This window comes from Bradyrhizobium sp. LVM 105, assembly GCF_003957705.1.
In the GTDB taxonomy this organism is placed as follows: Bacteria; Pseudomonadota; Alphaproteobacteria; order Rhizobiales; family Xanthobacteraceae; genus Bradyrhizobium; species Bradyrhizobium frederickii.
In genome coordinates, this window is sequence record NZ_QZMV01000018.1 from 25,982 (window position 1) to 50,806 (window position 24,825).

Below are 24,825 nucleotides of genomic sequence, written 5' to 3' on the forward strand. Positions count from 1 at the left end.
GCAGCGAAATTCGCCGAATTTCCTGGTTTTCACGGGCAAGTTCGGGTTGCCGCTTCCCCGCCCCTGGCCTACCTATGGCCCATGAAATTCCTCGACGAAGCAAAGGTCTATATCCGCTCCGGTGACGGCGGGAACGGCTGCGTGGCGTTCCGCCGCGAGAAGTTCATCGAATTCGGCGGTCCCTCCGGCGGCAATGGCGGCCGCGGCGGCAACGTCATCATCGAGGTCGCCGACGGCCTCAACACGCTGATCGACTACCGCTACCAGCAGCACTTCAAGGCCCAGAAGGGCGAGAACGGCTCAGGCTCGGACCGTCACGGCGCCAACGGCAAGAACATCGTGCTGAAGGTGCCGATGGGCACCCAGATCTTCGACGAGGATCGCGAGACGCTGATCCACGACTTCACCAAGGTCGGCGAGAAGTTCGTGCTGGCCGAGGGCGGCAATGGCGGCTTCGGCAATGCGCATTTCAAGTCGTCGACCAACCGCGCACCGCGCAACGCCAATCCCGGCCAGCCGGGCGAGGAGCGCTGGATCTGGCTGCGTCTGAAACTCATTGCCGATGCCGGCCTCGTCGGCCTGCCCAATGCCGGCAAGTCGACCTTCCTGTCCAAGGTCAGCGCGGCAAAGCCGAAGATCGCCGACTATCCCTTCACCACGCTGCATCCGCAGCTCGGCGTCGTGAATGCCGACGGCCGCGAATTCGTGCTGGCCGACATTCCCGGCCTGATCGAGGGCGCGCATGAAGGCGCCGGCCTCGGCGACCGCTTCCTCGGCCATGTCGAGCGCTGCCGCGTGCTGCTGCATCTGGTCGACGCCACCTGCGAGCATGCCGGCAAGGCCTACAAGACGGTGCGCAAGGAGCTCGACGCCTATGGCGGCCAGCTCACCGACAAGATCGAGATCGTCGCGCTGAACAAGATCGACGCGGTCGATCCGGACGAGCTCAAGAAGCAGAAGGAACGCCTGAAGCGCGCCGCCAAGAAGACGCCGTTGTTACTGTCCGGCGTGACCGGCCAGGGCGTCAAGGAAGCCTTGCGCGCGCTGGCCGAGGTGATCGGCGAGGCCCCGGTGTCGGCCAAGGCCAAGAGCGCGGCGGAAGCCGAGCCCTGGTCGGCGTGAACGATCCAACTTAGAGACCCTCACGGTGAGGAGCGCGGAACGCGCGTCTCGAACCATGAAGGCCCGGCTCTCGCCTGTAGCCATCCTTCGAGACGCCCGCTGCGCGGGCTCCTCAGGATGAGGTTCAGTGGTCTTGACGGCGTCAAATTGAGCACCGGCTTGTCTTCGCCGCTCCAATATCGCAGCATCACACAATCAAGAAACGGCAGGGATGACGCATGGCGCGCGTGAAGAACGTTCTCTGGATCATGTGCGACCAGCTTCGCTATGACTATCTTGGCTGCACCGGCCATCCGACGCTGAAGACGCCGAACATCGACGCCATGGCCAGGCGCGGCGTGCTGTTCAGCAAGGCCTATGTGCAATCGCCGATCTGCGGCCCGTCGCGGATGTCGTTCTACACCGGCCGCTACATGCGCTCGCACGGCTCGCACTGGAACGGCTGGCCGCTGCGCGTCGGCGAGCCCACGCTCGGCGATCACCTCAAGAAGATCGGCGTGCGCAACGTGCTGGTCGGCAAGACCCACATGGCGCCCGATCTCGAAGGCATGAAGGCGCTCGGCATTCCCCCGGAATCGATCATCGGCGTGCATGTCGCCGAATGCGGCTTCGAGCCTTACGAGCGCGACGACGGCCTGCATCCGACGGGGCGGCCGCGTCCGAAATACGACGAATATCTGCGCAAGCAGGGCTTTGAAGCGACCAATCCCTGGGAGCATTGGGCCAATTCAGGCGCAGCCGACGACGGCAGCTTGCAGAACGGCTGGCTGCTGGTGCACGCCGACAAGGCTGCGCGCGTGCCGGAGGAGCATTCCGAGACGCCCTACATGACGCGGCGCGCGATGGACTTCATCACCGAAGCCGAGACCGACGGCAAGCCGTGGTGCCTGCATCTGTCCTACATCAAGCCGCACTGGCCCTATATCGCGCCCGAGCCTTACGCCAGCATGTATTCGACCGACGACATGATCCCGGTGATCCGCTCCGAGCGCGAGCGGCAGAATCCGCATCCCGTGTTCGGCGCCTACATGGACATGCGCTACTCCCGCAACATGGCGCGCGACGATGCCCGCGAAAAGGTGATCCCGACCTATATGGGCCTGATCACGCAGATCGACGACCAGATGGGCGTGCTGATGAAATTTCTGGAGGAACGCGATCTGCTGGAGACGACCATGATCGTGTTCACGTCGGATCACGGCGATTATCTCGGCGATCACTGGATGGGCGAGAAGGACCTGTTCCACGAACAATCGGCGAAAATTCCCCTGATCATCATCGATCCTTCGAAGGAAGCTGATTCCACGCGCGGCACGCGCAGCGACGCGCTGGTCGAGGCCATCGACCTTGCCCCCACCTTCGTCGATTATTTCGGCGGCAAGGTGCCGGGTCACATCCTCGAAGGACGCTCGCTGCTGCCGCTGCTGCGTGGGCCGAGCCCGCCGGACTGGCGCAAGGTGGCGTTCTCCGAGTACGACTACGCCATGCAGGACGTCAGGCTGAAGCTGAACCAGCCGATCGAACGCTGCCGCTTGTTCATGGTGTTCGACGGCCGCTGGAAATACATCCACGCCTCCGGCTTCCGCCCGATGCTGTACGACCTCGAAACCGATCCGAAAGAATATCTGGATCGCGGCGACGACCCCGAATGCGCCGGCATCATCGCGCGTCTCCAGGCCGAGCTGTTCGACTGGGCACTGCATCCGAGCGGCCACATCACCACCCCGCGCGAGAAGATCGCGGCCTATGCCGACAATCAGCTCCAGGTGAAGAACGGCGTTTTGATCGGCATCTGGGATGAGAAAGAGCTCGCGGCGATCAAGGACGGCATCGCGCAACGCGGGAAACTATAAGTCCCTCATGGTGAGGAGGCGCGAAGCGCCGTCTCGAACCATGCAGGCCGAGCTGCAGCAGCCGGGCCTTTCATCCTTCGAGACGCGCGCAAAAGCGCTCCTCAGGATGAGGGGATAGAGAGAGCGCGCCGCTCTCTCTAGGCATTAAGCCCAGCGACGACCGCGCAAATGCCGCCGACTAACGGTCGACCAAACGGCCTTCAAATTTCGGCTTACCTGGCACCAGAAAGAGCCGGTACCACTCCATATCCTTTCGCTCGGCGATTTCAGCGTCCGAGAGTTTGGCCGTCTCACCGAGGCTCGACTGGTCAACTCCGAGATTTTGCCCAGCCACGTAGACTGCGTAGTCACCCCGCTCGATATCCGCAGAAATTGGAGGATCGGTGTCGATCACCGACATGACGTGAATATGCCCGCTCCCGCAACTGAAATGCACGCACGTGATCCGCTGCCACTCATCCGATGAAGGCGGCCCGTCACTCGACACCAGCTCAACCCAATGGTCGTTGAGATCGGCTTCGGTGCCAATCATTCGAAACGCCGGCACGCCGGCAAAACCTTGCCTGGTTTTCTCCGCGTCCCAGTTCTCCTCGCTCTCAAGGGACCTGAATGGATCGTCGCACACGACGATCTGATAATTGCTCGCAAACACGCGCGCCGCGCCGAGTAACCGCTCTGTCATTGTCGACCAAACAGCTTCAATTCTCGATTTTGTAGCCCGTCGCCTTCACGATTGGCTGCCACAACGCGGTGTTGGCGGCGAGCTCCTTGGTCAATCCGTCCGGGGTCGAGCCGACCGGAATGAGCCCGATCGCGGTGAGCTTCTCCTTGACCTCTGGCTTGGCCAGCGCAGCGCTCGCGGCCGCACTGAGCTTGCCGGCGAAATCCGGCGGGCTCCCGGCGGGGAGCCACATGCCGTACCAGGCGTCCGCGACGAGATCGATGCCGCTCTCCTTCAGCGTCGGGACTTCAGGCGCGAACGGCGAACGCTCGGCGCTCGACACGGCGATGATCTTCACACCCTTGGCGCGATGCTGCGGCAGCGCATCCGCCAGCGTCGTGATGCCGAACGAGATGTGACCGCCGACGAGATCGTTGAGGATCGGCGCGCTGCCGCGATAGGGCACGCGGGTCAGGGGAATGCCGAGATCCTTCTCCAGCTTCGAGCCGGTGAAATGCGGAATGGTGCCATTGCTGGGGACGCCGAACGAGCTTTTGTCCGGATGCGCCTTCAGCCAGGCGACAAAGCTCTTGAAGTCCGGGGCATCGACGCCCGGGCCGATCACGACGGCGAATTCGAACCGCGCCAATAGCGACACCGGCATGAAATCCTTCGACGTGTCGAAGCTCGGTGTTTTCTCCACCATCGGCAGCAGGTACATGGTCGGCCCCGTCGTCACCAGCACCATGCTGCCGTCGGGGCTAGCACCCTTCACCGCCTTGATGCCGATCAGGCCGTCGCCGCCGGTGCGGTTTTCGACCACCATGGTCCGTTGCAGCACCGGCGCCATCTCCTGCGCCATCAGGCGGCACAGCGTGTCGCCGCCGGCCCCCGCCGCAAACGGGAAGATGATCTTGGTCAGCCCGGCCTGCGCCTGCGCCCCGCCCGCCTGCGCCAGCAGCGGCAGAGCGATACATCCGGCCATGAATTCGCGGCGATCCATGCGTTTCCCCTTTGACCCCATTTTGGTTGGTATCAATTAGAACCAGAGCGGCGTCCCGGACAAGGCCGACCTTGGCCGTTTACCATGCCCGGCGCCTTGCGCCGGCCATCGTCCTGCTGCAAAAGCGGGCCTATCGGCGCTGCTCTTTCGCTCCGCCGTTTCCAACGCAGAGCAGATCGTCCAGGCGCATGATGGCCAGCCCCGAACTCAGTCAATTCCGCCGCATCGTCGTCAAGGTCGGCTCCGCACTGCTGGTGGATTCCGACAAGGGCGAGGTGCGGGCGTCCTGGCTGGCCGCGCTTGCCGACGACATGGCCAAGCTGCACAAGGAAGGACGCGACGTCCTCGTCGTCTCCTCCGGCTCGATCGCGCTCGGCCGCAGCCGCCTCAAGCTGCCGCGCGGCCCGCTGAAGCTGGAAGAGAGCCAGGCCGCGGCCGCGGTCGGCCAGATCGCGCTGGCGCGGATCTGGTCCGAGGTGCTCGGGGCGCACGGCATCGGCGCCGGCCAGATCCTGGTGACGCTGCAGGACACCGAGGAGCGCCGCCGCTACCTCAACGCGCGCTCCACCATCGGCAAGCTTTTGGAATGGCGCGCCATCCCGGTGATCAACGAGAACGACACGGTCGCCACCAACGAGATCCGCTACGGCGACAATGACCGCCTCGCCGCGCGCGTCGCCACCATGGCGAGCGCCGACCTGCTCGTGCTGCTGTCCGACATCGACGGGCTCTACGACGCCCCGCCGAAGAACAACCCGAACGCCAAGCTGATTCCGGTGGTCGAGAGCATCTCCTCGGAGATCGAGGCGGTGGCGGGCGATGCCGAATCCGAGCTGTCGCGCGGCGGCATGCGCACCAAGGTCGAAGCGGCCAAGATCGCCACGACCGGCGGCACGCATATGCTGATCGCCTCCGGCAAGATCGAGCATCCCCTGCAGGCGATCGCCGATGGCGGCCGCTGCACCTGGTTCCTGACGCCCGCCAACCCCATCACCTCGCGCAAACGCTGGATCGCGGGCACGCTGGAGCCGAAGGGCACGCTGACGATCGATGCCGGCGCGGTGACGGCGCTACGCGCCGGCGCCAGCCTGCTGCCGGCCGGCGTGATCAAGGTCGAGGGCCAGTTCGCCCGCGGCGATGCCGTGATCGTGCGCGGCCCCGACACCAGCGAGGTCGGCCGCGGCCTGATCGCCTATGACGCCGAGGTCGCCGAGCGGATCAAGGGCCGCTCCTCCCCGGATGTGATGGCCATCCTCGGCATCAGCGGGCGCTCGGAGATGATCCATCGCGACGATCTGGTGGTGGGCGGGTAGCCCCCTTTGCGCCGTCATTCCGGGATGGTCCGAAGGACCAGAGCCGGAATCTCGAGATTCCGGGCTCGGTGCTCTCGCACCACCCCGGAATGACGTCGGGAGACCTGCCATACCCTGCCCGCCCTTCGCAAAAGCGGGATTTCCGTGCTAGGACACCGCCTTAGCAGAAGGTTGAAACTCCAATGGCCGCCCCCCTCAAAGCCGTCGACGGCAATGCCGATCTCCAGGCGCTGATGTCCGATCTCGGGACCCGTGCCCGCGCTGCCGCGCGCGTGCTGGCGCTGGCGCCGCCGGAGCAGAAGAACCGGGCGCTGGAAGCCATGGAACGGGCGATCCGCGCCAACGCGTCCGCCATTCTTGCCGCCAATGCCGAGGACGTCGCCGAGGCCCGCGCCGCCGGCAATGCCACCTCCGCTTTCATCGACCGCCTGACGCTGACACCGGCGCGGGTCGAGGGCATGGCCGAGGGCATCGCTATCGTGCGCGGCATCGGCGACCCCGTCGGCACCGTCACCGAGAGCTGGCAGCGGCCGAACGGCATGACCATCGAGCGCGTGCGCGTGCCGCTCGGCGTCGTCGGCGTGATCTTCGAGAGCCGGCCGAACGTGGCGGCAGACGCCGGCGTGCTCTGCCTGAAATCCGGCAATGCCGTGATCCTGCGCGGCGGCTCCGACAGTTTTCGCTCGTGCCGCGCCATCCATGACTGCCTGGTGCAGGGCCTGCGCGAAGCCGGCCTGCCCGAGGCAGCGATCACCTTGGTGCCGACGCGCGACCGCGCCGCGGTCGGCATGATGCTGTCAGGGCTGAACGGCGCCGTCGACGTGATCGTGCCTCGCGGGGGCAAGAGCCTCGTCGCCCGCGTCGAGCAGGAAGCGCGCGTGCCTGTCTTCGCGCATCTCGAAGGCGTCAACCACGTCTATGTCGATGCCAGCGCCGATCTCGCCATGGCGAAGTCGATCGTGCTCAACGCAAAGATGCGCCGCACCGGCGTCTGCGGCGCGGCCGAGACGCTGCTGGTCGACCGCGCGGCTGCCGGCAAAAATCTGAAGCCGCTGGTCGAGATGCTGCTCGATGCGGGCTGCGAAGTGCGTGGCGACGACGCGGTGCAGAAAACGGACGCGCGCGTCAAGCCCGCCAGCGACGACGATTGGGATACCGAATATCTCGACGCGATCATCGCGGCGAAGGTGGTGGACGGCGTCGACGGCGCGATCGCGCACATCCAGACCCACGGCTCGCATCACACCGATGCGATCGTGAGCGCCGATGAGGCTGCGGCGAGGAAATTCCTCGGCGAGGTCGATTCGGCAATCGTGCTGCACAACGCCTCGACGCAGTTCGCCGATGGCGGCGAGTTCGGCTTCGGCGCCGAGATCGGCATCGCCACCGGCCGCTTCCACGCCCGCGGCCCTGTCGGCGCCGAGCAATTGACGAGCTTCAAGTATCGCGTCCACGGCACCGGGCAGACACGGCCGTAAACGTCGCGAGGCGCGGGCATTGACCAACAATTTCGTCTTGCCGCGTTTCCTGGCGCAAGCGGTCCCGCCCTATACGGAGGGCATGCGCATCGGCCTGCTCGGCGGCTCGTTCAATCCGCCGCATCAGGCGCATCGTGCCATCAGCCAGTTCGCGCTGAAGCGATTGCAACTCGATCGCGTCTGGTGGCTGGTGACCCCCGGCAATCCGCTGAAGGAGAACGGCACGCTGCATGAGCTCGGCGAGCGCATGCAGGCCGCGCGCGACGTCGCCGACGATCCCAGGATCGAGGTCAGCTGTCTCGAATCCGTCATTCGCACCCGTTATACTATCGACACGATCAACACCTTGCACCGCCGCCTCTCGGGCCTGCGCTTCGTCTGGATCATGGGCGCCGACAATCTCGCTCAATTCCATCGTTGGCAGCACTGGCGGCGCATCGCCGACCAGGTGCCGATCGCGGTGGTCGATCGCCCGCCGCAGAGTTTTCGCGCCCTCGCCTCTCCCGCCGCCAAGGCTTTGGCGCGCTACCGCCTGCCTGAGAAGAAGGCGGCACTCCTCGCGGATCAGCCGGCGCCGGCCTGGGTCTTCCTGACCGGAATGAAGCTGAATCTGTCCTCGACGCGCCTGCGGAACCCGGACGGGAGCTGGAAAGGTACGAAGTGAGTCAGACTATGGGGGGCGTCGGGGCTCCAGGCCTCTCTGGCATATTGAAACCCTTAACCCCACATGATGTAGTGTAACCGGTGGGCGCCGGATTCGGCGTTCGCGATACAGTGAAAGGAATGGTCCCTGACCGCATCTGTATTGTCCAAGTCAGCTTCGACAAAGTCTGTTTTACCCAAGGTTGCCAAGCCGGCGCGTAAAACATCGACCAAAGCTGCAGCCTTGAAGGCGCAACCCGACGCCGACAAGACGCTGAGCCTGATCCTCTCCCGCCTCGAGGACATGAAGGCGGAAGAGACGGTCACCATCGACCTTCGCGGCAAATCGGCGTACTCCGACTACATGATCGTCACCACCGGCCGGGTCAACCGGCACGTCGGCGCGATCGCGGAAAACGTCACCAAGAGCCTGAAGGAAAACGGCATCAAGAACATCCATGTCGAGGGCTTGCCCAATTGCGACTGGGTGCTGATCGATTCCGGCGACGTGATCGTGCACGTGTTCAGACCCGAGGTCCGCGAGTTCTACAATCTCGAGCGATTGTACACGCAGGGCCCAGGGGCGGCGAAGGCGATCTAGGCTCATCGGGCCGACTTCGAATCGGCTGACGCGCATGCTAGCGTCGTGCGCGCGCATTATGCGCGCGGTGCTGAAAACGCGACCCTGAAGAGATCATGCGTGTTGCCGTCATTGCGGTGGGCCGGCTGAAGCAGGGCCCCGAGCGGGAGCTTGCCGACCGCTATTTCGAGCGGTTCGAGGAGGCCGGCCGCAAGCTCGGATTCCGCGAGCTCATGGTCCACGAAATCCCCGAGAGCCGCGCGCGCGACACCGCGACGCGGATGAGCGAGGAGGCCGCGGCGATCTCGGCCCATATTCCGGAAAAGTCCATCCTGGTGGCGCTGGACGAGCGCGGCCAGAATCTCGATTCCACCGTATTCGCACGGCATCTGGCGCGCTGGCGGGACGAAGGCGCCGGACATACTATCTTCGTGATCGGAGGGGCGGACGGACTTTCGCCCGAATTGCGCCGTAAGGCAAAGCTCGCGATCGCGTTCGGCTCTGCGACCTGGCCGCACCAAATGGTCCGCGTCATGCTTCTGGAACAGCTTTACCGGGCCGCCACCATTCTGGCCGGCCATCCCTATCACCGCGCGTGATGCGCGCCACAACGAGCATCTTTGCCTGAAGCGATGCGAGCGCCTGTCCTCAACCTGCTGCTGATCGCGAGCGTCTTGGACACAGGCGTCTTGAACACAGGCGTTTTCGGCGCAAGCCGCGCGCAGGCTCAGACGGCGCCGCCGCAGACCGCAGCTGTCTCGCCCGAAGCCATCAAGCAGCGTGAGCAGGAGCTGGAAGCCGCCCGCGCCAGGCAGAAGAGCGCGGAAGAGGCACAGGCCAAGCTCAAGGCGGAGATCACCTCGCTCGGGAAGGACCGCACCCAGCTCAATCAGCAGCTGATCGACACCGCGGCCAATGTGCGCACGGTCGAAACCAAGATCGACGATACCGAAGCGCGTTTGCGAAGCCTGAACGGCCGCGAGCAGGAGATGCGCGCGTCGCTGGATTCGCGCCGCGGCGACATCGTCGAGGTGCTGGCGGCGTTGCAGCGGGCCGGGCGGCGGACGCCGCCGGCGCTGCTGGTGCGGCCCGAAGACGCGCTGCAATCCTTGCGCACGGCGATGCTGCTCGGCGCCGTGGTGCCGGAATTGCGCGGCCGCGCCGAAAAGATCGCAAGCGAGCTAGGCGAGCTCGTGGCCTTGCGCAAGACCATCGCCACCGAGCGCGACCAGCTCGCCTCCGACCGCGACCGGGTCCGCAGCGACCAGACCCGGCTCACCGCCCTGGTCGAGGAGCGGCAGCGCCAGCAGGCGGCGCGCGAAAAGGATCTCGACGCCGAGAACTCGCGCGCGATCATGCTTTCGAAGCAGGTCGGCGATCTCCAGGGGCTGATCACCAAGATGGAGCAGGACCTGCAAAGCGCAGCCAAGGCCGCCGAGAAAGCAGCCGAGGCCGCAAAGCAGGCCGAGGCCAAGGAAGCCAAGCTGGCGGCCGCCAGCGCCAAGTCGGGCCCGGGCGCATTCAAGGACCGGTCCCGGACCGCCCCCGCGATCGCATTCGCCTCAGCCAAGGGTCTGCTGCCTCTTCCGGTTAACGGTAACAAGATCAGGGATTTCGGCGGTTCCGACGGGATCGGCGGGGTCCAGAAGGGCATTTCGCTGGCAACCAAGCCCGGCTCCCAGGTCACAACGCCGTGTGACGGCTGGGTGGTCTATTCCGGCCCGTTCCGCAGCTATGGACAACTCTTGATCCTCAATGCCGGTGGCGGGTATCATGTCCTGATCGCCGGGATGGAGCGTATTTCGGTCAACATCGGACAGTTCGTGCTCACGGGGGAGCCGGTCGCGACGATGGGGTCGACATCTCAAGTCGCCTCCATTCTCGCGACGAACGCGAGTCAACCTGTGCTGTATGTCGAGTTCCGTAAGGACGGCACTCCAATCGATCCAGGCCCATGGTGGGCCGCAAATGAAGGCGAGAAGGTTCGCGGATGATGCGCAAGACTTCAGTAATCCTCCTCAGCGCGGCCACCGGTGCTGCGCTGACGCTGTTCGTGACCCAGCCCCGCGCGGTCTTCATGGGCTCCAGCGCGCGAGCCGCCACCGCGGACACCTATCGCCAGCTCAATCTGTTCGGCGACGTCTTCGAGCGCGTGCGCTCCGACTATGTCGAGAAGCCCGACGACACCAAGCTGATCGAATCGGCCATCAGCGGCATGCTCACCGGCCTCGATCCGCATTCCAGCTACATGGACGCCAAGAGCTTCCGCGACATGCAGGTGCAGACGCGCGGTGAGTTCGGCGGCCTCGGCATCGAGGTCACGATGGAAGACGGCCTCATCAAGGTGGTCTCGCCGATCGACGACACGCCGGCCTCGCGCGCTGGCGTCATGGCCAACGACATCATCACCAATCTCGACGACGAGGCGGTGCAGGGCCTGACCCTGAACCAGGCGGTCGAGAAGATGCGCGGCCCGGTCAACACCAAGATCAAGCTCAAGATCATCCGCAAGGGCCAGGACAATCCGATCGACGTCACCCTGGTGCGCGACAACATCCGCGTCCGCTCGGTGCGCGCACGTGTCGAGCAGGACGACATCGGCTATATCCGCATCACCACCTTCAACGAGCAGACCACCGAAGGCCTGAAGCGCGAGGTCGGTAGCCTCACGAACCAGATCGGTAGCGACAAGCTCAAGGGCTTCATCATCGACCTGCGCAACAACCCGGGCGGCCTGCTTGAGGAAGCGGTCACCGTCTCCGACTCCTTCCTGGAGAAGGGCGAGATCGTCTCGACCCGCGGCCGCAATGCCGAGGAGACCCAGCGCCGCACCGCGCATTCGGGCGACCTCACCAAGGGCAAGCCGGTCATCGTGCTGGTCAATGGCGGCTCGGCCTCGGCGTCGGAGATCGTCGCCGGCGCGCTGCAGGACCACAAGCGCGCGACCATCGTCGGCACGCGCTCGTTCGGCAAGGGCTCGGTGCAGACCATCATTCCGCTCGGAAGCGGCAACGGCGCGCTGCGCCTGACCACGGCGCGCTATTACACGCCGTCGGGCAAGTCGATCCAGGCCAAGGGCATCGTGCCCGATATCGAAGTGCTGCAGGACGTGCCGGACGAGCTGAAGGCGCGTACCGACACCAAGGGCGAGGCTTCGCTGCGCGGCCATCTCAAGAACGACGGCGACGAGAAGACCGGCTCGCAATCCTACGTCCCGCCGGACGCCAAGGACGACAAGGCGCTCAAGCTCGCCGGCGACCTGCTCCACGGCATCAAGAACAGCGCCTCGGCCGCGCCCGCTCCCGGCGGCGACACCAAGGCCACCACCGACAAGCCCAAGGCGGCGAACTAGGTCGGCGAACTAGGTCGGCGAACCAACGCGCGTATCACGCGATACCTCAAGGGCGGCTCCAGTGAGCCGCCCTTTTTGCTTGGGAGCTGGCATCCCCGGCCTCTCCCGGCCTGCCGCCGCTTGACCTCGGCGTGGTATCGTCATTTGCAGTGATTCGGGATCGCGCATGACTGAAACGGCCGATGATCTGAGCGCCCCGCTCGGACAGGATAAGCCGCGCCGGCAACGCCGGCTGCGGCTGCCGTTCACGGCCATGCAGCTGCTCGCCGTTCTGCTCAGCCTGTTCCTGATCACCTTTGCCGGCTTCGCCATCTTCAACAAGGACCCGCTCGGCGGCGAGCCGATGACGCGGATCGCGATCAAGCCGGCGGACAAGGCAGCGGACGAGAAGCCCGCGGCCACAGACCATGGCCCCGAGACCAAGCAAGCGGGCAACCACGAGACCAAAGGTGCCCCGAAGCAGGTGGGTGAGCCGAAGACCGTCACGATGATCGACGGCTCCACCGGCGCCCGCCACGACGTGGTCATCGGTGCCGGCGATGCCGCCGACAAGGGCGATGCCGCAGCGTCAGCCCCGCCGCCCGTCATGGCCGGGATCAATCCAAAACTGCTGGAGAAATCGCGCTACGGCATGATCCCGGTCGCGACCGAAGGGCTGAAGCCGTTCAGCGTCTATGCCGCGGATGCCGATCGCGCCAAGGCCGCCAAGATGCCGGTTGTCGCCATCGTGATCGGCGGCCTCGGCGTCGGCGCCGCCAAGACCACCGACGCCATCATGAAGCTGCCGGGCGCGGTGACGCTGGCCTTCACGCCCTATGGCGCCGATCCCGGCAAGCTCGCCGAGCGGGCCCGTGCTCAGCGCCACGAGATCTTCCTGCAGATCCCGATGGAGCCCTACGATTTTCCCGACAACGACCCGGGACCGCAGACGCTGCTGACCTCGCTCAGCGCCGACCAGAACATGGACCGCCTGTACTGGCATCTGAGCCGGATGCAGGGCTATGCCGGCATCGCCAATTTCATGGGCGCCCGCTTCATCGCGACCGAGCCGGCGATGCAGCCGATCATCCGCGAGGCTGCCAAGCGCGGCCTCGGCTTCTTCGACGACGGCTCCTCGCCCCGCAGCATCGCAGCGCAGGCTGCGGCGAGCCAGGCCATGCCGTTCGGCAAGGGCGACATCGCGATCGACGTGGTGCCGACGGCGACCGAGATCGACCGCGCGCTCAACAAGCTCGAAACGACGGCGCGCGAGCGCGGCATCGCCGTCGGTACGGCCTCCGCTCTGCCCGTCTCGATCGACCGCATCGCTGCCTGGACCAGGACATTGGGCGACCGGGGTATTCTCCTGGTGCCATTGACAACCGCGATGCTGAAATCAAAATCCAGCTAAATCAACGAATTGGTACGGCACTTGTCCTGGCGGGAGGCCGGTTAGGCCGTACCGGCAGCATGCGAGAGGTCTGGCGGAATGGCGCGTTACGAGGATCTGCCCTACCGCACCTGTGTCGGTGTGATGCTGCTCAACAAAGAGGGACGTGTGTTCATCGGCCGCCGCGCCGGCGGCATCGAGCATGTCGACGACACCCATGTCTGGCAGATGCCGCAAGGCGGCGTCGATCCCGGCGAGGACACCTGGGAGGCCGCCAAGCGCGAGCTGTATGAGGAGACCAGCGTGCGCTCGGTCGAGCGGCTCGGCGAGGTCCCGGACTGGCTCACTTACGACATTCCGCGCACGGTCGCCGGGCGCGCCTGGAAGGGCCGCTACCGCGGCCAGCGCCAGAAATGGTACGCGGTGCGCTTCACCGGCAAGGACAGCGAGATCGACGTCGAAAAGCCCGGCGGCGGCGGCCACAAGGCCGAGTTTGTCAGCTGGCGCTGGGAGCCGATGAAGAATCTGACCGGACTGATCATCCCGTTCAAGCGCCCGGTCTATGAACGCGTGGTGCAGGAATTTGCCGCACTGGCGGATGAATGATCCACTGTCGCTCCACCCTCGCTCGTCATCCCCGCCTAGTGCGCAATTGCGCACGGGGGCGGAGATCCATAACCCCAGGCGGTAATGGTGGGCCGAATATCACCGCGAGCTTCCAACCGTCGACTGCCTGTGGTTATGGATTCCGGGCTCGCGCTCCGCGCGCCCCGGAATGACAAAGATGACCAATGAAAAGCCCTACCGCCCCAACGTGGGCATCGCCCTGTTCAATGCCGATGGCCGCGTGCTGGTCGGCCACCGCTTCAAGGGCGACGGGCCCGAGGTCATCCTGCCCGGGCTCGACTGGCAGATGCCGCAGGGCGGCGTCGACGAGGGCGAGAACTTGCGCGACGCGGCGATGCGCGAGCTCTGGGAGGAGACCAGCGTCGTCAGCGCGGACTATCTCGGCGAGACCGACTGGTTGACCTACGAATTCCCGCCTTACGACGGCCCGCAGACGCATCGGCTGGCGAAATTCCGCGGCCAGCGCCAGAAATGGTTCGCGCTGCGCTTCACCGGCAAGGATGACGAGATCGACCCGCTGACGCCGCGCAACGGCCAGCCCGCCGAGTTCGACGCCTGGCGCTGGGAGCGCCTCGACCGCGTCGCCGACATCGTGGTGCCGTTCCGGCGCGAGGTCTATCGCGCGGTGGCCGAGCAGTTTGCGCCCTTCGCAAACTGAAACCGCGAAAACAACCCCATGCACAGTAGAACGGGGTTTGAAATCATTGAGGATTTCGGCCGGCCATTTGCGGGTGCGCGTGTGAGAGACCGCCATCTCTCGTGCAACGAAAGTTCAACGCCCGCCACGGTCGGTGGCGAGCGCTGAACCTGTTCAGGAATTTCAGACTTGAGCCCCGGAGCGGTGCCCCGGGGCTTAGTGCATAGCCGTCGCGTTGAGCTGGTGCTGAATGCTCTTGAAGTGGTCGAGCCGCTCGATGGCCTGATCGAGCTCGCTGCCTTCGTGCTCCTTCAGGCTCTCTTCCATCTCCGCGATCGTCTCGGCGAACTGGGCACGATCGAGCTCGGCCAGCGACGTCGCGACGTCGGCGAGCACGGTCAGGCCCTTTTCGGAAACCTCGGCGATACCGCCGAGCACGATGACCTTCTCGTGCTTGCCGCCGGTAGTGACGGTGAGGATGCCGGGGCGGATCGCCGCCACGACCGGCGCATGCCCTGCCAGCACGCCGAAGTCACCCTCGACGCCGGGGATGTCGACCTGGTCGACCTCGCCCGAGAAGGCGAGCTTTTCCGGGGAGACGAGATCGAAGTGGAAGGTGGCCATGGGAAACCTGCGAATAGCGAGTGGCGAATGGCGAGTAGCGAATGGCGAGTAGCGAACCGGGGAGCAGCGCCTCTACTCGCTACTCCCTATTCGCCATTCGCCCCTTAGGCCGCCTCGGCAGCGAGCTTCTTGCCCTTCTCGACGGCTTCTTCGATGGTGCCGACCATGTAGAAGGCGGCTTCCGGCAGGTGGTCGTACTTGCCTTCCACGAGGCCCTTGAAGCCCTTGATGGTGTCGGCGAGGTCGACGAACTTGCCCGGCGAGCCCGTGAAGATTTCGGCGACGTGGAACGGCTGCGACATGAAGCGCTCGACCTTGCGGGCGCGGGCCACAGTCAGCTTGTCCTCTTCCGAAAGCTCGTCCATGCCGAGAATGGCGATGATGTCCTGCAGCGCCTTGTAGCGTTGCAGCACCTGCTGGACCTGACGGGCGACCGCGTAATGCTCCTCGCCGACGACCAGCGGGGACAGCATGCGTGAGGTCGAGTCGAGCGGGTCCACCGCGGGGTAGATGCCCTTTTCGGCGATCGAGCGCGACAGCGTCGTGGTCGCGTCAAGATGCGCGAACGAGGTCGCGGGCGCCGGGTCGGTCAAGTCGTCGGCCGGAACGTAGATGGCCTGCACCGAGGTGATCGAGCCCTTCTGCGTGGTGGTGATGCGCTCCTGCAGCGCGCCCATGTCGGTGGCGAGCGTCGGCTGATAACCCACGGCCGAAGGAATACGGCCGAGCAGCGCCGACACTTCCGAACCGGCTTGGGTGAAGCGGAAGATGTTGTCGACGAAGAACAGCACGTCCTGGCCCTTGTCGCGGAAGTCTTCCGCGATGGTCAGACCGGTGAGCGCGACGCGGGCGCGGGCGCCCGGCGGCTCGTTCATCTGGCCGAACACCAGCGCGCATTTCGACTTCACGCTCGGATCGGGATTCTTCGGATCGGCGTTGACCTTGGACTCGATGAACTCGTGATAGAGGTCGTTGCCCTCGCGGGTGCGCTCGCCGACGCCGGCGAACACGGAATAACCGCCGTGCGCCTTCGCGACGTTGTTGATCAGCTCCTGAATGAGCACGGTCTTGCCGACGCCGGCGCCGCCGAACAGGCCGATCTTGCCGCCCTTCGCGTAGGGAGCGAGGAGGTCGACGACCTTGATGCCGGTGACGAGAATTTCGGCTTCGGTCGACTGGTCGGTGTAGGTCGGCGCTTCCTGATGGATGGCGCGCAGGCCTTCGGTCTTGACGGGACCGGCTTCGTCGATCGGCTCGCCGATGACGTTGATGATGCGGCCGAGCGTGCCCTCGCCGACGGGAACGCGGATCGGAGCGCCGGTGTCGGTCACTTCCTGGCCGCGGACCAGACCCTCGGTGGTGTCCATCGCGATGGTGCGGACCGTGGACTCGCCGAGATGCTGGGCGACTTCGAGCACCAGGCGGTTGCCGCCGTTCTTGGTCTCGAGCGAATTGAGAATGGCCGGGAGGTGGCCTTCGAACTGCACGTCGACGACGGCGCCGATGACCTGGGTGACGCGACCGACCTGGGCTGCCATTGAATGTCTCCTTCGATCCGAACTTCTAAGCCACGGTCTACGACCGGGATGTTGGGTTGAGTGGGTACTGAAGCGTCTTGATCAGACGGCCTCGGCGCCCGAGATGATTTCGATCAGTTCCTTGGTGATCTGCGCCTGACGCGTGCGGTTGTAGACCAGCGTCTGCTTGCGGATCATCTCACCGGCGTTGCGCGTCGCGTTGTCCATCGCGCTCATCTGCGCGCCGTAGAACGAGGCGTTGTTCTCGAGCAGCGCCCGGAAGATCTGGACCGCGAGATTGCGCGGCAGAAGGCGGGTGAGAATCTCGTCCTCTTCCGGCTCGTATTCGTAAGACGTCGTGTTGGCGGCACCGCCCTCCTCGACCACCAGCGGAATGATCTGCTGGGCGGTCGGGATCTGCGCGATCACCGAGCGGAAGCGCGAATAGAACAGGGTGCAGACGTCGAATTCACCGTTGTCGAAACGCGCCAGCACCTTCTTGGCGATGTCCTCGGCATTGACGAAGCCGAGCTGGCGCACGCTGCGCAGGTCGAGATGCTCGACGATCTGCTTGTCGAACTGGCGGCGCAGCTGCTCGTAGCCCTTGCGGCCGACGCAGAAGAACTTCACGTCCTTGCCCTGCGCCATCAGCGCCAGGGCGCGCTCGCGCGCCAGGCGCACGATCGAGGAGTTGAAGGCGCCGGACAGGCCGCGCTCGCCGGTGCAGACCAGCAGCAGGTGGACCTGGTCCTTGCCGGTGCCGGCCAGCAGCGCCGGTGCGCCGGGCGAGCCCGCCGCGGCGCTGGCGATGTTGGAGATCACCGCGCTCATCTTGTCGGCATAGGGACGCGCCGCTTCCGCGGCGGTCTGCGCGCGGCGCAGCTTGGAGGCTGCGACCATCTGCATGGCCTTGGTGATCTTCTGCGTCGCCTTGGTGGAGGCGATGCGGACGCGCATGTCTTTAAGTGACGCCATTCTTCGTTCACCCCGGCGGTTCGACCCTTATGATCGAGCCGCTGCCTATCCCAGTCGTCATGCCCGGGCTCGTCCCGGGCATCCACGTCTTCTGCCCACGCGGTGACGCGTGGATGGCCGGGAGCTCAATTGCGAAGACGCGCTTCGCGCTCTTGCCCGGCCATGACGCCCTTTAGTTACGCGAAGCTCTTCGCAAAACCTTCGACCACCGACTTCAGCTTGGCAGCGGTGTCGTCGGAGAGGTCGCGGCTGTCGCGGATCGAAGTGAGGATGTCGACGTGCTTGCCACGCAGCAGCGAGAGCAGGCCGTCCTCGAACGCGCGCACCTTGTTGAGCGGCAGCGGATCGAGATAGCCGTTGGTGCCGGCCCAGATCACGCAGACCTGCTCTTCCATCTTCAGCGGCGAGAATTGCGGCTGCTTCAGGAGCTCGGTGAGGCGCGAGCCGCGGTTGAGCAGGCGCTGGGTCGAGGCGTCGAGGTCGGAGCCGAACTGCGCGAACGCCGCCATTTCGCGGTACTGCGCGAGCTCGCCCTTGATCTTGCCGGCGACCTTCTTGGTGGCCTTGGTCTGCGCCGAGGAGCCGACGCGCGACACCGACAGACCGACGTTCACCGCGGGACGGATGCCCTGGAAGAACAGGTCGGTTTCCAGGAATATCTGGCCGTCGGTGATCGAGATGACGTTGGTCGGGATGTAGGCCGACACGTCGTTGGCCTGGGTTTCGATGACAGGCAGCGCCGTCAGCGAGCCCGAACCCTGGTCCTTGTTCAGCTTCGCCGCGCGCTCGAGCAGGCGGGAGTGCAGGTAGAATACGTCGCCGGGATAGGCTTCGCGGCCCGGCGGGCGGCGCAGCAGCAGCGACATCTGGCGATAGGCGACGGCCTGCTTCGAAAGGTCGTCATAGATGATGACGGCGTGCATGCCGTTGTCGCGGAAGTACTCGCCCATGGTGCAGCCGGTGAACGGCGCGATGTACTGCATCGGCGCCGGATCCGAGGCGGTGGCGGCGACGATGATCGAGTATTCGAGCGCGCCCTGCTCTTCCAGCACCTTGACGAACTGGGCAACCGTCGAGCGCTTCTGGCCGACCGCGACGTAGACGCAGTACAGCTTGATGTTCTCGTCGGGCTGCGCGTTGAGCGGCTTCTGGTTCAGGATGGTGTCGAGCGCGATCGCGGTCTTGCCGGTCTGACGGTCGCCGATGATCAGCTCGCGCTGGCCGCGGCCGATCGGGATCAGGGCGTCGATCGCCTTGAGGCCGGTCGCCATCGGCTCGCTCACCGACTTGCGCGGAATGATGCCGGGCGCCTTGACGTCGACGCGCATGCGCTTGTCGGCCTGGATCGGGCCCTTGCCGTCGATCGGGTTGCCGAGCGCGTCGACGACGCGGCCGAGCAGGCCCTTGCCGACCGGCGCGTCCACGATGGCGCGGGTGCGCTTGACGGTCTGGCCTTCCTTGATCTCACGGTCGGCACCGAAAATAACGACGCCGACGTTGTCGGTTTCGAGGTTCAGCGCCATGCCGCGGGTGCCGTTCTCGAACTCGACCATTTCACCGGCCTGGACGTTGTCCAGACCGTAGACGCGGGCGATACCGTCGCCGACGGACAGCACCTGTCCGACTTCGGAGACTTCAGCTTCCTGGCCGAAATTCTTGATCTGGTCCTTGAGGATCGCGGAAATTTCCGCGGCGCGGATGTCCATCAGCCTGCCTCTTTCATCGCGTGCTTGATCGAATTGAGTTTGGTGCGAAGCGAACCATCGACCATGCGGCTGCCCAGCTTGACGACGAGGCCACCGATGATCGCGGGATCGACTTTCACGTTCAGCGCGACGTCCTTGCCGGTCACCGACTTCAGGGCAACCTTGAGGGCGTCGAGATTCTTGTCCGAGAGCGCTTCCGCCACCGTGACGTCGGCCGTCGTCTCGCCCTTGAACTTGGCGACGAGGGCGCGATAGCCGCGAATGACGTCCGCCACCACGAACAGGCGGCGGTTGGCGGTCAGCACTTTGAGGAAATTGGCGGAGATGCCGGCGATGCCGGCCTTGGCCAGCACGGCCGACAGGGCCCTGGACTGGGCGTCGGCGGCGAACACCGGGCTGCGGACAAGGCGCTTCAGATCGGCGCTTTCGTTCAGCAAGGCCTCGAATTTCTCGAGATCGGCCTTGACCTCATCGACCACTTTCTGGTCGCGGGCCAGTTCGAACAAGGCCGTTGCATAACGGCCGGACACACCGGAAACGGACGTATCTTCTGCAGCCACAGACGCGCTCTTTTTGCTGTCAAACTCGCAAGGGAAAAACCGTCGCCACGAAGCGGCGCCTAGCGATCCAAGCCCTTGGAATTCAAGCGGGACTTCGATTTTCGACCAGCACGGGACGTGCCGGGCTCGTTAAAATCGCGGCTTTGCTAACATAGCAGGCGCGCAGGTGCAACATGACGCCAAATTAAAGGCACGAGGTTCTGTCGCCAGTTCGTCGCACGCTGCGACATCGATGTCTGCCGGGGTCTCGCGATCGGACCAGACTCGATCAAGGACTTGGGATGGTGACCTGACCGGTCGCGGAATTGGCGCGGGCTCGCGGCTCCTTCCCCCGGCTTTGGTTCCTGCCCCCAGCGCATAGCGGCCATGAACACGGATCGCTGAGGCGTGACTGCGGTCCCCGCAGCTCCACTCGCCGAATACTTACCCAATTCTAAACAATTAAAGGTATGACTTCGTTTTACAGTATTCGTAAGTATTCAATAGGTTAACATATCGTTAAATGCGAAGATTAAGGATATGAGGCTGAATATCTGGTTCGAGTAACAAGATGTTTCATGACGACACAGAACCGATTTACTGCCCAATTCACGCCGCATTAGGGATCGAAACGCCAGACCGCTCACAAACTGATGGGGGCTCCACTTGCCACACATGTGGCAATACTAGCTTAGGGACCAATAAATGTTGTCTTTGAAGACGCTGGGCTTTGTGACCCGGCCGCGTACGGCGATCGCTTTCGTTGCCGCAACTCTCCTGATCGGTGGAACAGCCACCGAAGCTTCCGCCAAATCCCGCCACCACAAGCATCATCACCGTCACCACGCCCAGGCCGACGCCAACGCGAGCTCCGATTGGCGCAATGCCAATGCGGCGATGAATCCGACCTCGGGCACCGGCCGCAGCTTTTCCGGCATCGCCTCCTATTACGGCAACGAGTCCGGCAGCCGCACCGCCTCGGGCCAGCGCTTCAACCAGAACGCCCTGACCGCGGCGCACCGCTCGCTGCCGTTCGGCACCAAGCTGCGCGTCACCCACCGCGGCTCCAGCGTCATCGTCACCATCAATGACCGCGGCCCGTTCATTCGCGGCCGGGTGCTCGACCTCTCCACGGGCGCCGCCCGCGCCATCGGCCTCACCGGTGCCGGCGTTGGCCGTGTCACCGCGGAAGTCGTTTCCTAAGGCGCCAGCCGCGCCTCACGTCACGCGCGCAGTTTTCATCAGTTTGATGCGCGCCTGAAACAAGCCCGCGGTCTTGGGGGACCGCGGGCTTTTTTACGTTCTGTCATTCCGGGGCGCGCGAAGCGCGAGCCCGGAATCCATTTCACCGCACGTCATGCCGTCCGATGGATTCCGGGCTCGCGACTTCGTCGCGCCCCGGAATGACGGCGGAGGATGTGGCGGCGGCAGCGCTTACAAAAAACTCTGCGGGTCGACGTCGACTTCGAGCTTCTGATTGCCCGTCGGCTTCGGGCAGACCGCGAGCCAGTTGCGCAAATAATCCGACAGATCGAAACCGCGCGCCGATTTCACCAGGATGCGGAAGCGGTAGCGGCCCTTGATCACGGCGAGCGGCGCTTCCGCAGGCCCCAGCACCACGACGCGCTCGTCGCGCGGCGCGAGCGCGACGAGACGGCGGCCGAGACCTTCGGCGCTCGGGCGGTCGCCGGCGGAGATGATCAGGCTGGCGAGCCGGCCGAACGGCGGATAGAGCGTCTTCTCGCGCAGCTCGATCTCGCTGTCGTAGAAGGCCTCGCGGTCGCAGGCGATCAGCGCCTTCATCACGGGATGGTCGGGCTGGTGGGTCTGGAGATAGCCGATGCCGCGGCCCTGCTCGCGACCGGCGCGGCCGATCACCTGGTTGAGCAATTGCCAGGTGCGCTCCGCCGCACGCGGATCGCCATTGGACAGGCCGAGATCGGCATCGACCACGCCGACGAGATTGAGCCGCGGAAAATTGTGGCCCTTGGCCACCAGCTGGGTGCCGATGATGATATCGACGCGGCCCTCCGCGATCTCGGCAAGCTCGGAGCGCATCGTCTCGATCGAGGTGACGAGATCGCTCGACAGCACCATGGTGCGCGCCTGCGGGAACAGCGCCGCCGCCTCTTCCTGCAGGCGCTCGACGCCGGGACCGACTGCGACCAGCGATTCCTCGGCCGAACAGTTCGGACAGAGATGCGGGCGCGGCATCGAGAAGCCGCAATGGTGACAGACCAGGCGCTGGCGGAAGCGGTGATCGACCAGCCAGGCATCGCAGATGGTGCAGGCGAAGCGATGGCCGCAGGCCCGGCACAGCGTCAGCGGCGCATAGCCGCGGCGATTGAGGAACAGCAGCGCCTGCTCGCGCTTCTCGATTGCGGTCCTGATCTCGCCGGCCAGCCGCGGCGAGATGAAGCGGCCGCGCGCGGGCGGCTCGCGGCGCATGTCGATGGCCTCGATATGCGGCATGTGCTGGCCGCCGAAGCGCGAGGGCAGCGCGATGCGCTGATAGCGGCTCTTGCGCGCATTGACCTCGGACTCGACCGACGGCGTCGCCGAGGCCAGCACCACCGGGATCCTGGCGATATGCGCGCGCACCACCGCCATGTCGCGGGCGTGATAATGCACGCCCTCGTCCTGCTTGTAGGCCTGGTCGTGCTCTTCATCGACGACGATCAGGCCGAGATCGGCGTAAGGCAGAAACAGCGCCGAGCGCGCGCCGACCACGACCGGCGCGGTGCCTGCGGAGATCGCCGCCCAATTGCGCGCGCGGGTGCGCGGCGTCAATTCAGAATGCCACTCGATCGGACGCACGCCAAAGCGCTGCGCGAAGCGATCGAGGAACTGCCCGGTGAGCGCGATCTCCGGCATCAGGATCAGCGACTGTTTCCCGCGGCGGATGGTTTCGGCGACGGCCTCGAAATAGACCTCGGTCTTGCCCGAGCCGGTGACGCCATCGAGCAATGCGACGTGGAAGGTGCCGTTGGCGGCGAGCGCGCGCATGGCATCCACGCCGGCCCGCTGCAGCGGCGAAAAATCCGGCCGGCCGAAATCGGGATCGGGCGCCGGGGGCGGCGCCGGCGGCGGCATCGGCTCGACCGTGAGCGTACCTTCGTCGACGAGGCCGTCGATCACGCCTGAGGAAACGCCGGCTTCCTTGGCGGCTTCCGACTTGCCGTGCAGCAGCCGGTCCGACAGCAGCTCGATCACGCGCTGGCGTGCCGGCGTCAGCCGCTTCGGCGGATCGCCGGTCAGGCGCACGCCGGGACGCACCCGCTCGGGACCGAGATTTTCGCCCATCCGCAGGCACATGCGCAGCACCATGCCGCGCGGGCTCAGCGTGTAATTGGCGACCCAGTCGACCACCTGGCGCAGCTCGGGCTTGAGCGGCGGGATGTCGAGCTTCTCGCTGACCTCCTTGAGACGGTTGTGCAGGCGCGGATCCGGATTGGCGTTCTCGCCCCAGACCACGGCGAGCACCTCGCGCGGCCCGAGCGGCACACCGACGAGATCGCCCGCCTTCAGCTCCATCCCGCGCGGCACCTTGTAGGAATAGGTCTGGTCGAGCGCGACCGGCACCAGCACGTCGACCATGCCGGTCGCGTTGGTGGGGGCGGTCGTGCTGCGCGACGAATGATCCATCAACGGTCTTTGCAGGGAGAATCGGAACCCGGGGCCGAAGGCTAGCGTCCGGGGGCGACCTTAGCGAACGATAAACGAGTGTGATGCGATATACTGTGCGGAATCATTACGTCCAGAGCGCATGAGCAAAGCGGCCGCCCCACAAATCGAGCTCGCCAGCGCCGATCCCTCGATCGCGCAGGAGATGACGCGCTGGCTGTCGCATCTCGGGGCCGAGCGGCGGCTGTCGCCGAAGACGCTGGAGGCCTACGGCCGCGACCTGCGGCAATGCCTGGATTTCCTCTGTGCCCATTGGGGCGAGCGGGTCACGCTCAAGCGTTTCGCCGCGCTGGAAGCCACCGACGTGCGTGCCTTCATGGCAATGCGCAGGGCCGATGACATCGCCGGCCGCAGCCTGATGCGCGCGCTCGCGGGGCTGCGCTCGTTCGGGCGCTTCCTCGAGCGCGAAGGCAAGGGCAAGGTCGGCGCACTCTCCGCCATTCGCGCGCCGAAGGTGGCGAAGAGCCTGCCGAAGCCGCTGCCGATGGCCTCCGCAAAGCGTCTTGCCGATGCCGACGAGCGCGCCGGCGAGGACCGCGAGACCTGGATTTTGGCGCGCGATGCTGCGGTGATGGCGCTGCTGTACGGCTCGGGCCTGCGCATCTCCGAAGCGCTGGGGTTGAAGCGCCGCGAGGTGCCGCGGCCCGGCGAAGGCGACGTGCTGATCGTGACCGGCAAGGGCAACAAGACCCGCATGGTGCCGGTGCTCCAGAACGTGCTCGAGCTGGTGCAGGACTACGTTGCGATGTGCCCATATCCGCTGCCGGCGGAAGGCCCGATCTTCGTCGGCGCGCGCGGCGGGCCCTTGAGCCCGCGCATCATCCAGCTCGCGATGGAGCGGCTGCGCGGCGCGCTCGGCCTGCCCGACAGCGCCACCCCGCACGCGCTGCGCCATTCCTTCGCCACGCACCTGCTCTCGCGCGGCGGCGACTTGCGCGCCATCCAGGAATTGCTCGGCCATTCCTCGCTGTCGACCACCCAGGTCTATACCGGCATCGATTCCGAGCGGCTGCTCGAGGTCTATGCCAGCGCGCATCCGCGGCGCTGACGCCTTTGCAGCTCTCGTGCCCCGGACGCGGCGCAGCGCTGCTTCAGCGGTGCGCTGCAGAGCCGGGGCCCATCCCGCCGCGCGATCATCTGAAG

At 65.4% G+C, this 24,825-nt stretch carries 22 protein-coding genes; 14 read left to right on the forward strand and 8 right to left on the reverse strand.

All coding sequences use genetic code 11. The annotated features are described in order from the left end of the window. Positions 1-81: 81 nt before the first annotated feature. Both obgE and D6B98_RS33385 read left to right on the forward strand, forming a co-directional pair. The gene (gene obgE / locus D6B98_RS33380; RefSeq protein ID WP_126261268.1) at positions 82-1,122 is read left to right on the forward strand and encodes a GTPase ObgE; all 1,041 of its coding nucleotides are present in this window, start codon (positions 82-84) and stop codon (positions 1,120-1,122) included. 218 nt (positions 1,123-1,340) lie between these two features. Next, entirely contained in the window at positions 1,341-2,975 is a 1,635-nt protein-coding gene (locus tag D6B98_RS33385; RefSeq protein ID WP_126261269.1) for an alkaline phosphatase family protein, read from the forward strand. A gap of 178 nt (positions 2,976-3,153) precedes the next feature. Here D6B98_RS33385 and comJ read toward each other — a convergent pair whose 3' ends face one another. Both comJ and D6B98_RS33395 read right to left on the reverse strand, forming a co-directional pair. Then, complete coding sequence (comJ, locus tag D6B98_RS33390) at positions 3,154-3,657, reverse strand: competence protein ComJ (RefSeq protein ID WP_126261270.1); 504 nt, start codon at positions 3,655-3,657, stop codon at positions 3,154-3,156. Between the two features lie 16 nt (positions 3,658-3,673). Further along, the gene (locus D6B98_RS33395; protein ID WP_164719040.1) at positions 3,674-4,639 is read right to left on the reverse strand and encodes a Bug family tripartite tricarboxylate transporter substrate binding protein; all 966 of its coding nucleotides are present in this window, start codon (positions 4,637-4,639) and stop codon (positions 3,674-3,676) included. Between the two features lie 191 nt (positions 4,640-4,830). Here D6B98_RS33395 and proB point away from each other — a divergent pair, with 191 nt between their 5' ends. The 10 genes from proB (at position 4,831) to D6B98_RS33445 (ending at position 14,658) form a co-directional block, all read left to right on the forward strand. Next, a complete protein-coding gene (gene proB, locus D6B98_RS33400) occupies positions 4,831-5,952 on the forward strand; it encodes a glutamate 5-kinase (RefSeq protein ID WP_126261272.1) in 1,122 nt (373 codons plus the stop codon). A gap of 182 nt (positions 5,953-6,134) precedes the next feature. Beyond that, on the forward strand, positions 6,135-7,430 hold the full coding sequence (locus D6B98_RS33405; RefSeq protein WP_126261273.1) for a glutamate-5-semialdehyde dehydrogenase: 1,296 nt from the start codon (positions 6,135-6,137) through the stop codon (positions 7,428-7,430). Positions 7,431-7,449: 19 nt separating this feature from the next. Further along, positions 7,450-8,094 (forward strand): nicotinate-nucleotide adenylyltransferase, encoded by a 645-nt coding sequence (locus D6B98_RS33410; protein WP_164719041.1) that lies wholly within the window; start codon positions 7,450-7,452, stop codon positions 8,092-8,094. 222 nt (positions 8,095-8,316) lie between these two features. After that, entirely contained in the window at positions 8,317-8,673 is a 357-nt protein-coding gene (gene rsfS, locus D6B98_RS33415; RefSeq protein WP_024338888.1) for a ribosome silencing factor, read from the forward strand. 95 nt (positions 8,674-8,768) lie between these two features. Next, positions 8,769-9,251, forward strand: a complete 483-nt coding sequence (rlmH, locus tag D6B98_RS33420) for a 23S rRNA (pseudouridine(1915)-N(3))-methyltransferase RlmH (protein WP_126261274.1) — start codon at positions 8,769-8,771, stop codon at positions 9,249-9,251. 33 nt (positions 9,252-9,284) lie between these two features. Next, positions 9,285-10,646 (forward strand): murein hydrolase activator EnvC family protein, encoded by a 1,362-nt coding sequence (locus D6B98_RS33425; RefSeq protein WP_126261275.1) that lies wholly within the window; start codon positions 9,285-9,287, stop codon positions 10,644-10,646. Then, positions 10,643-12,004, forward strand: coding sequence for a S41 family peptidase (locus tag D6B98_RS33430; protein ID WP_126261276.1), 1,362 nt, complete (start codon positions 10,643-10,645; stop codon positions 12,002-12,004). The genes D6B98_RS33425 and D6B98_RS33430 overlap by 4 nt, the downstream gene beginning before the upstream one ends. A gap of 166 nt (positions 12,005-12,170) precedes the next feature. Beyond that, positions 12,171-13,394, forward strand: coding sequence for a divergent polysaccharide deacetylase family protein (locus D6B98_RS33435; protein WP_126261277.1), 1,224 nt, complete (start codon positions 12,171-12,173; stop codon positions 13,392-13,394). Between the two features lie 78 nt (positions 13,395-13,472). Further along, positions 13,473-13,979, forward strand: a complete 507-nt coding sequence (locus D6B98_RS33440) for an RNA pyrophosphohydrolase (protein WP_126261278.1) — start codon at positions 13,473-13,475, stop codon at positions 13,977-13,979. Positions 13,980-14,157: 178 nt separating this feature from the next. Then, positions 14,158-14,658 carry an RNA pyrophosphohydrolase gene (locus D6B98_RS33445; RefSeq protein ID WP_126261279.1) on the forward strand — a complete coding sequence of 167 codons (501 nt, stop codon included), beginning with the start codon at positions 14,158-14,160 and terminating at the stop codon, positions 14,656-14,658. A gap of 195 nt (positions 14,659-14,853) precedes the next feature. Here D6B98_RS33445 and D6B98_RS33450 read toward each other — a convergent pair whose 3' ends face one another. The 5 genes from D6B98_RS33450 to D6B98_RS33470 form a co-directional block, all read right to left on the reverse strand. Beyond that, on the reverse strand, positions 14,854-15,261 hold the full coding sequence (locus D6B98_RS33450; protein WP_126261280.1) for a F0F1 ATP synthase subunit epsilon: 408 nt from the start codon (positions 15,259-15,261) through the stop codon (positions 14,854-14,856). A 104-nt stretch (positions 15,262-15,365) separates the two neighbouring features. Then, positions 15,366-16,799, reverse strand: a complete 1,434-nt coding sequence (atpD, locus tag D6B98_RS33455; protein ID WP_025032831.1) for a F0F1 ATP synthase subunit beta — start codon at positions 16,797-16,799, stop codon at positions 15,366-15,368. Positions 16,800-16,880: 81 nt separating this feature from the next. Continuing rightward, positions 16,881-17,753 (reverse strand): F0F1 ATP synthase subunit gamma, encoded by an 873-nt coding sequence (locus tag D6B98_RS33460; protein WP_126261281.1) that lies wholly within the window; start codon positions 17,751-17,753, stop codon positions 16,881-16,883. 176 nt (positions 17,754-17,929) lie between these two features. After that, the gene (atpA, locus tag D6B98_RS33465) at positions 17,930-19,459 is read right to left on the reverse strand and encodes a F0F1 ATP synthase subunit alpha (RefSeq protein WP_126261282.1); all 1,530 of its coding nucleotides are present in this window, start codon (positions 19,457-19,459) and stop codon (positions 17,930-17,932) included. Then, a complete protein-coding gene (locus D6B98_RS33470; protein WP_126261283.1) occupies positions 19,459-20,019 on the reverse strand; it encodes a F0F1 ATP synthase subunit delta in 561 nt (186 codons plus the stop codon). The genes atpA and D6B98_RS33470 overlap by 1 nt, the downstream gene beginning before the upstream one ends. Before the next feature lie 684 nt (positions 20,020-20,703). On the opposite strand from D6B98_RS33470, the gene D6B98_RS33475 reads away from it, so the two are divergent. Continuing rightward, entirely contained in the window at positions 20,704-21,201 is a 498-nt protein-coding gene (locus D6B98_RS33475; protein ID WP_126261284.1) for a septal ring lytic transglycosylase RlpA family protein, read from the forward strand. 231 nt (positions 21,202-21,432) lie between these two features. On the opposite strand, the gene D6B98_RS33480 is transcribed toward D6B98_RS33475, so the two are convergent. Continuing rightward, complete coding sequence (locus tag D6B98_RS33480) at positions 21,433-23,643, reverse strand: primosomal protein N' (protein ID WP_126261285.1); 2,211 nt, start codon at positions 23,641-23,643, stop codon at positions 21,433-21,435. 121 nt (positions 23,644-23,764) lie between these two features. Here D6B98_RS33480 and D6B98_RS33485 point away from each other — a divergent pair, with 121 nt between their 5' ends. After that, positions 23,765-24,730: a tyrosine recombinase XerC gene (locus D6B98_RS33485; RefSeq protein ID WP_126261286.1), complete on the forward strand. Its 966-nt coding sequence runs from the start codon at positions 23,765-23,767 to the stop codon at positions 24,728-24,730. Positions 24,731-24,825: the final 95 nt, after the last annotated feature.

Bases quoted from the DNA above. Each gene is read 5' to 3' on its own strand.
- obgE (WP_126261268.1), top strand. From the start codon at position 82: ATGAAATTCCTCGACGAAGCAAAGGTCTATATCCGCTCCGGTGACGGC.
- D6B98_RS33385 (WP_126261269.1), top strand. From the start codon at position 1,341: ATGGCGCGCGTGAAGAACGTTCTCTGGATCATGTGCGACCAGCTTCGC.
- comJ (WP_126261270.1), bottom strand. From the start codon at position 3,657: ATGACAGAGCGGTTACTCGGCGCGGCGCGCGTGTTTGCGAGCAATTAT.
- D6B98_RS33395 (WP_164719040.1), bottom strand. From the start codon at position 4,639: ATGGATCGCCGCGAATTCATGGCCGGATGTATCGCTCTGCCGCTGCTG.
- proB (WP_126261272.1), top strand. From the start codon at position 4,831: ATGGCCAGCCCCGAACTCAGTCAATTCCGCCGCATCGTCGTCAAGGTC.
- D6B98_RS33405 (WP_126261273.1), top strand. From the start codon at position 6,135: ATGGCCGCCCCCCTCAAAGCCGTCGACGGCAATGCCGATCTCCAGGCG.
- rlmH (WP_126261274.1), top strand. From the start codon at position 8,769: ATGCGTGTTGCCGTCATTGCGGTGGGCCGGCTGAAGCAGGGCCCCGAG.
- D6B98_RS33425 (WP_126261275.1), top strand. From the start codon at position 9,285: ATGCGAGCGCCTGTCCTCAACCTGCTGCTGATCGCGAGCGTCTTGGAC.
- D6B98_RS33430 (WP_126261276.1), top strand. From the start codon at position 10,643: ATGATGCGCAAGACTTCAGTAATCCTCCTCAGCGCGGCCACCGGTGCT.
- D6B98_RS33435 (WP_126261277.1), top strand. From the start codon at position 12,171: ATGACTGAAACGGCCGATGATCTGAGCGCCCCGCTCGGACAGGATAAG.
- D6B98_RS33440 (WP_126261278.1), top strand. From the start codon at position 13,473: ATGGCGCGTTACGAGGATCTGCCCTACCGCACCTGTGTCGGTGTGATG.
- D6B98_RS33445 (WP_126261279.1), top strand. From the start codon at position 14,158: ATGACCAATGAAAAGCCCTACCGCCCCAACGTGGGCATCGCCCTGTTC.
- D6B98_RS33450 (WP_126261280.1), bottom strand. From the start codon at position 15,261: ATGGCCACCTTCCACTTCGATCTCGTCTCCCCGGAAAAGCTCGCCTTC.
- atpD (WP_025032831.1), bottom strand. From the start codon at position 16,799: ATGGCAGCCCAGGTCGGTCGCGTCACCCAGGTCATCGGCGCCGTCGTC.
- D6B98_RS33460 (WP_126261281.1), bottom strand. From the start codon at position 17,753: ATGGCGTCACTTAAAGACATGCGCGTCCGCATCGCCTCCACCAAGGCG.
- atpA (WP_126261282.1), bottom strand. From the start codon at position 19,459: ATGGACATCCGCGCCGCGGAAATTTCCGCGATCCTCAAGGACCAGATC.
- D6B98_RS33475 (WP_126261284.1), top strand. From the start codon at position 20,704: ATGTTGTCTTTGAAGACGCTGGGCTTTGTGACCCGGCCGCGTACGGCG.
- D6B98_RS33480 (WP_126261285.1), bottom strand. From the start codon at position 23,643: ATGGATCATTCGTCGCGCAGCACGACCGCCCCCACCAACGCGACCGGC.
- D6B98_RS33485 (WP_126261286.1), top strand. From the start codon at position 23,765: ATGAGCAAAGCGGCCGCCCCACAAATCGAGCTCGCCAGCGCCGATCCC.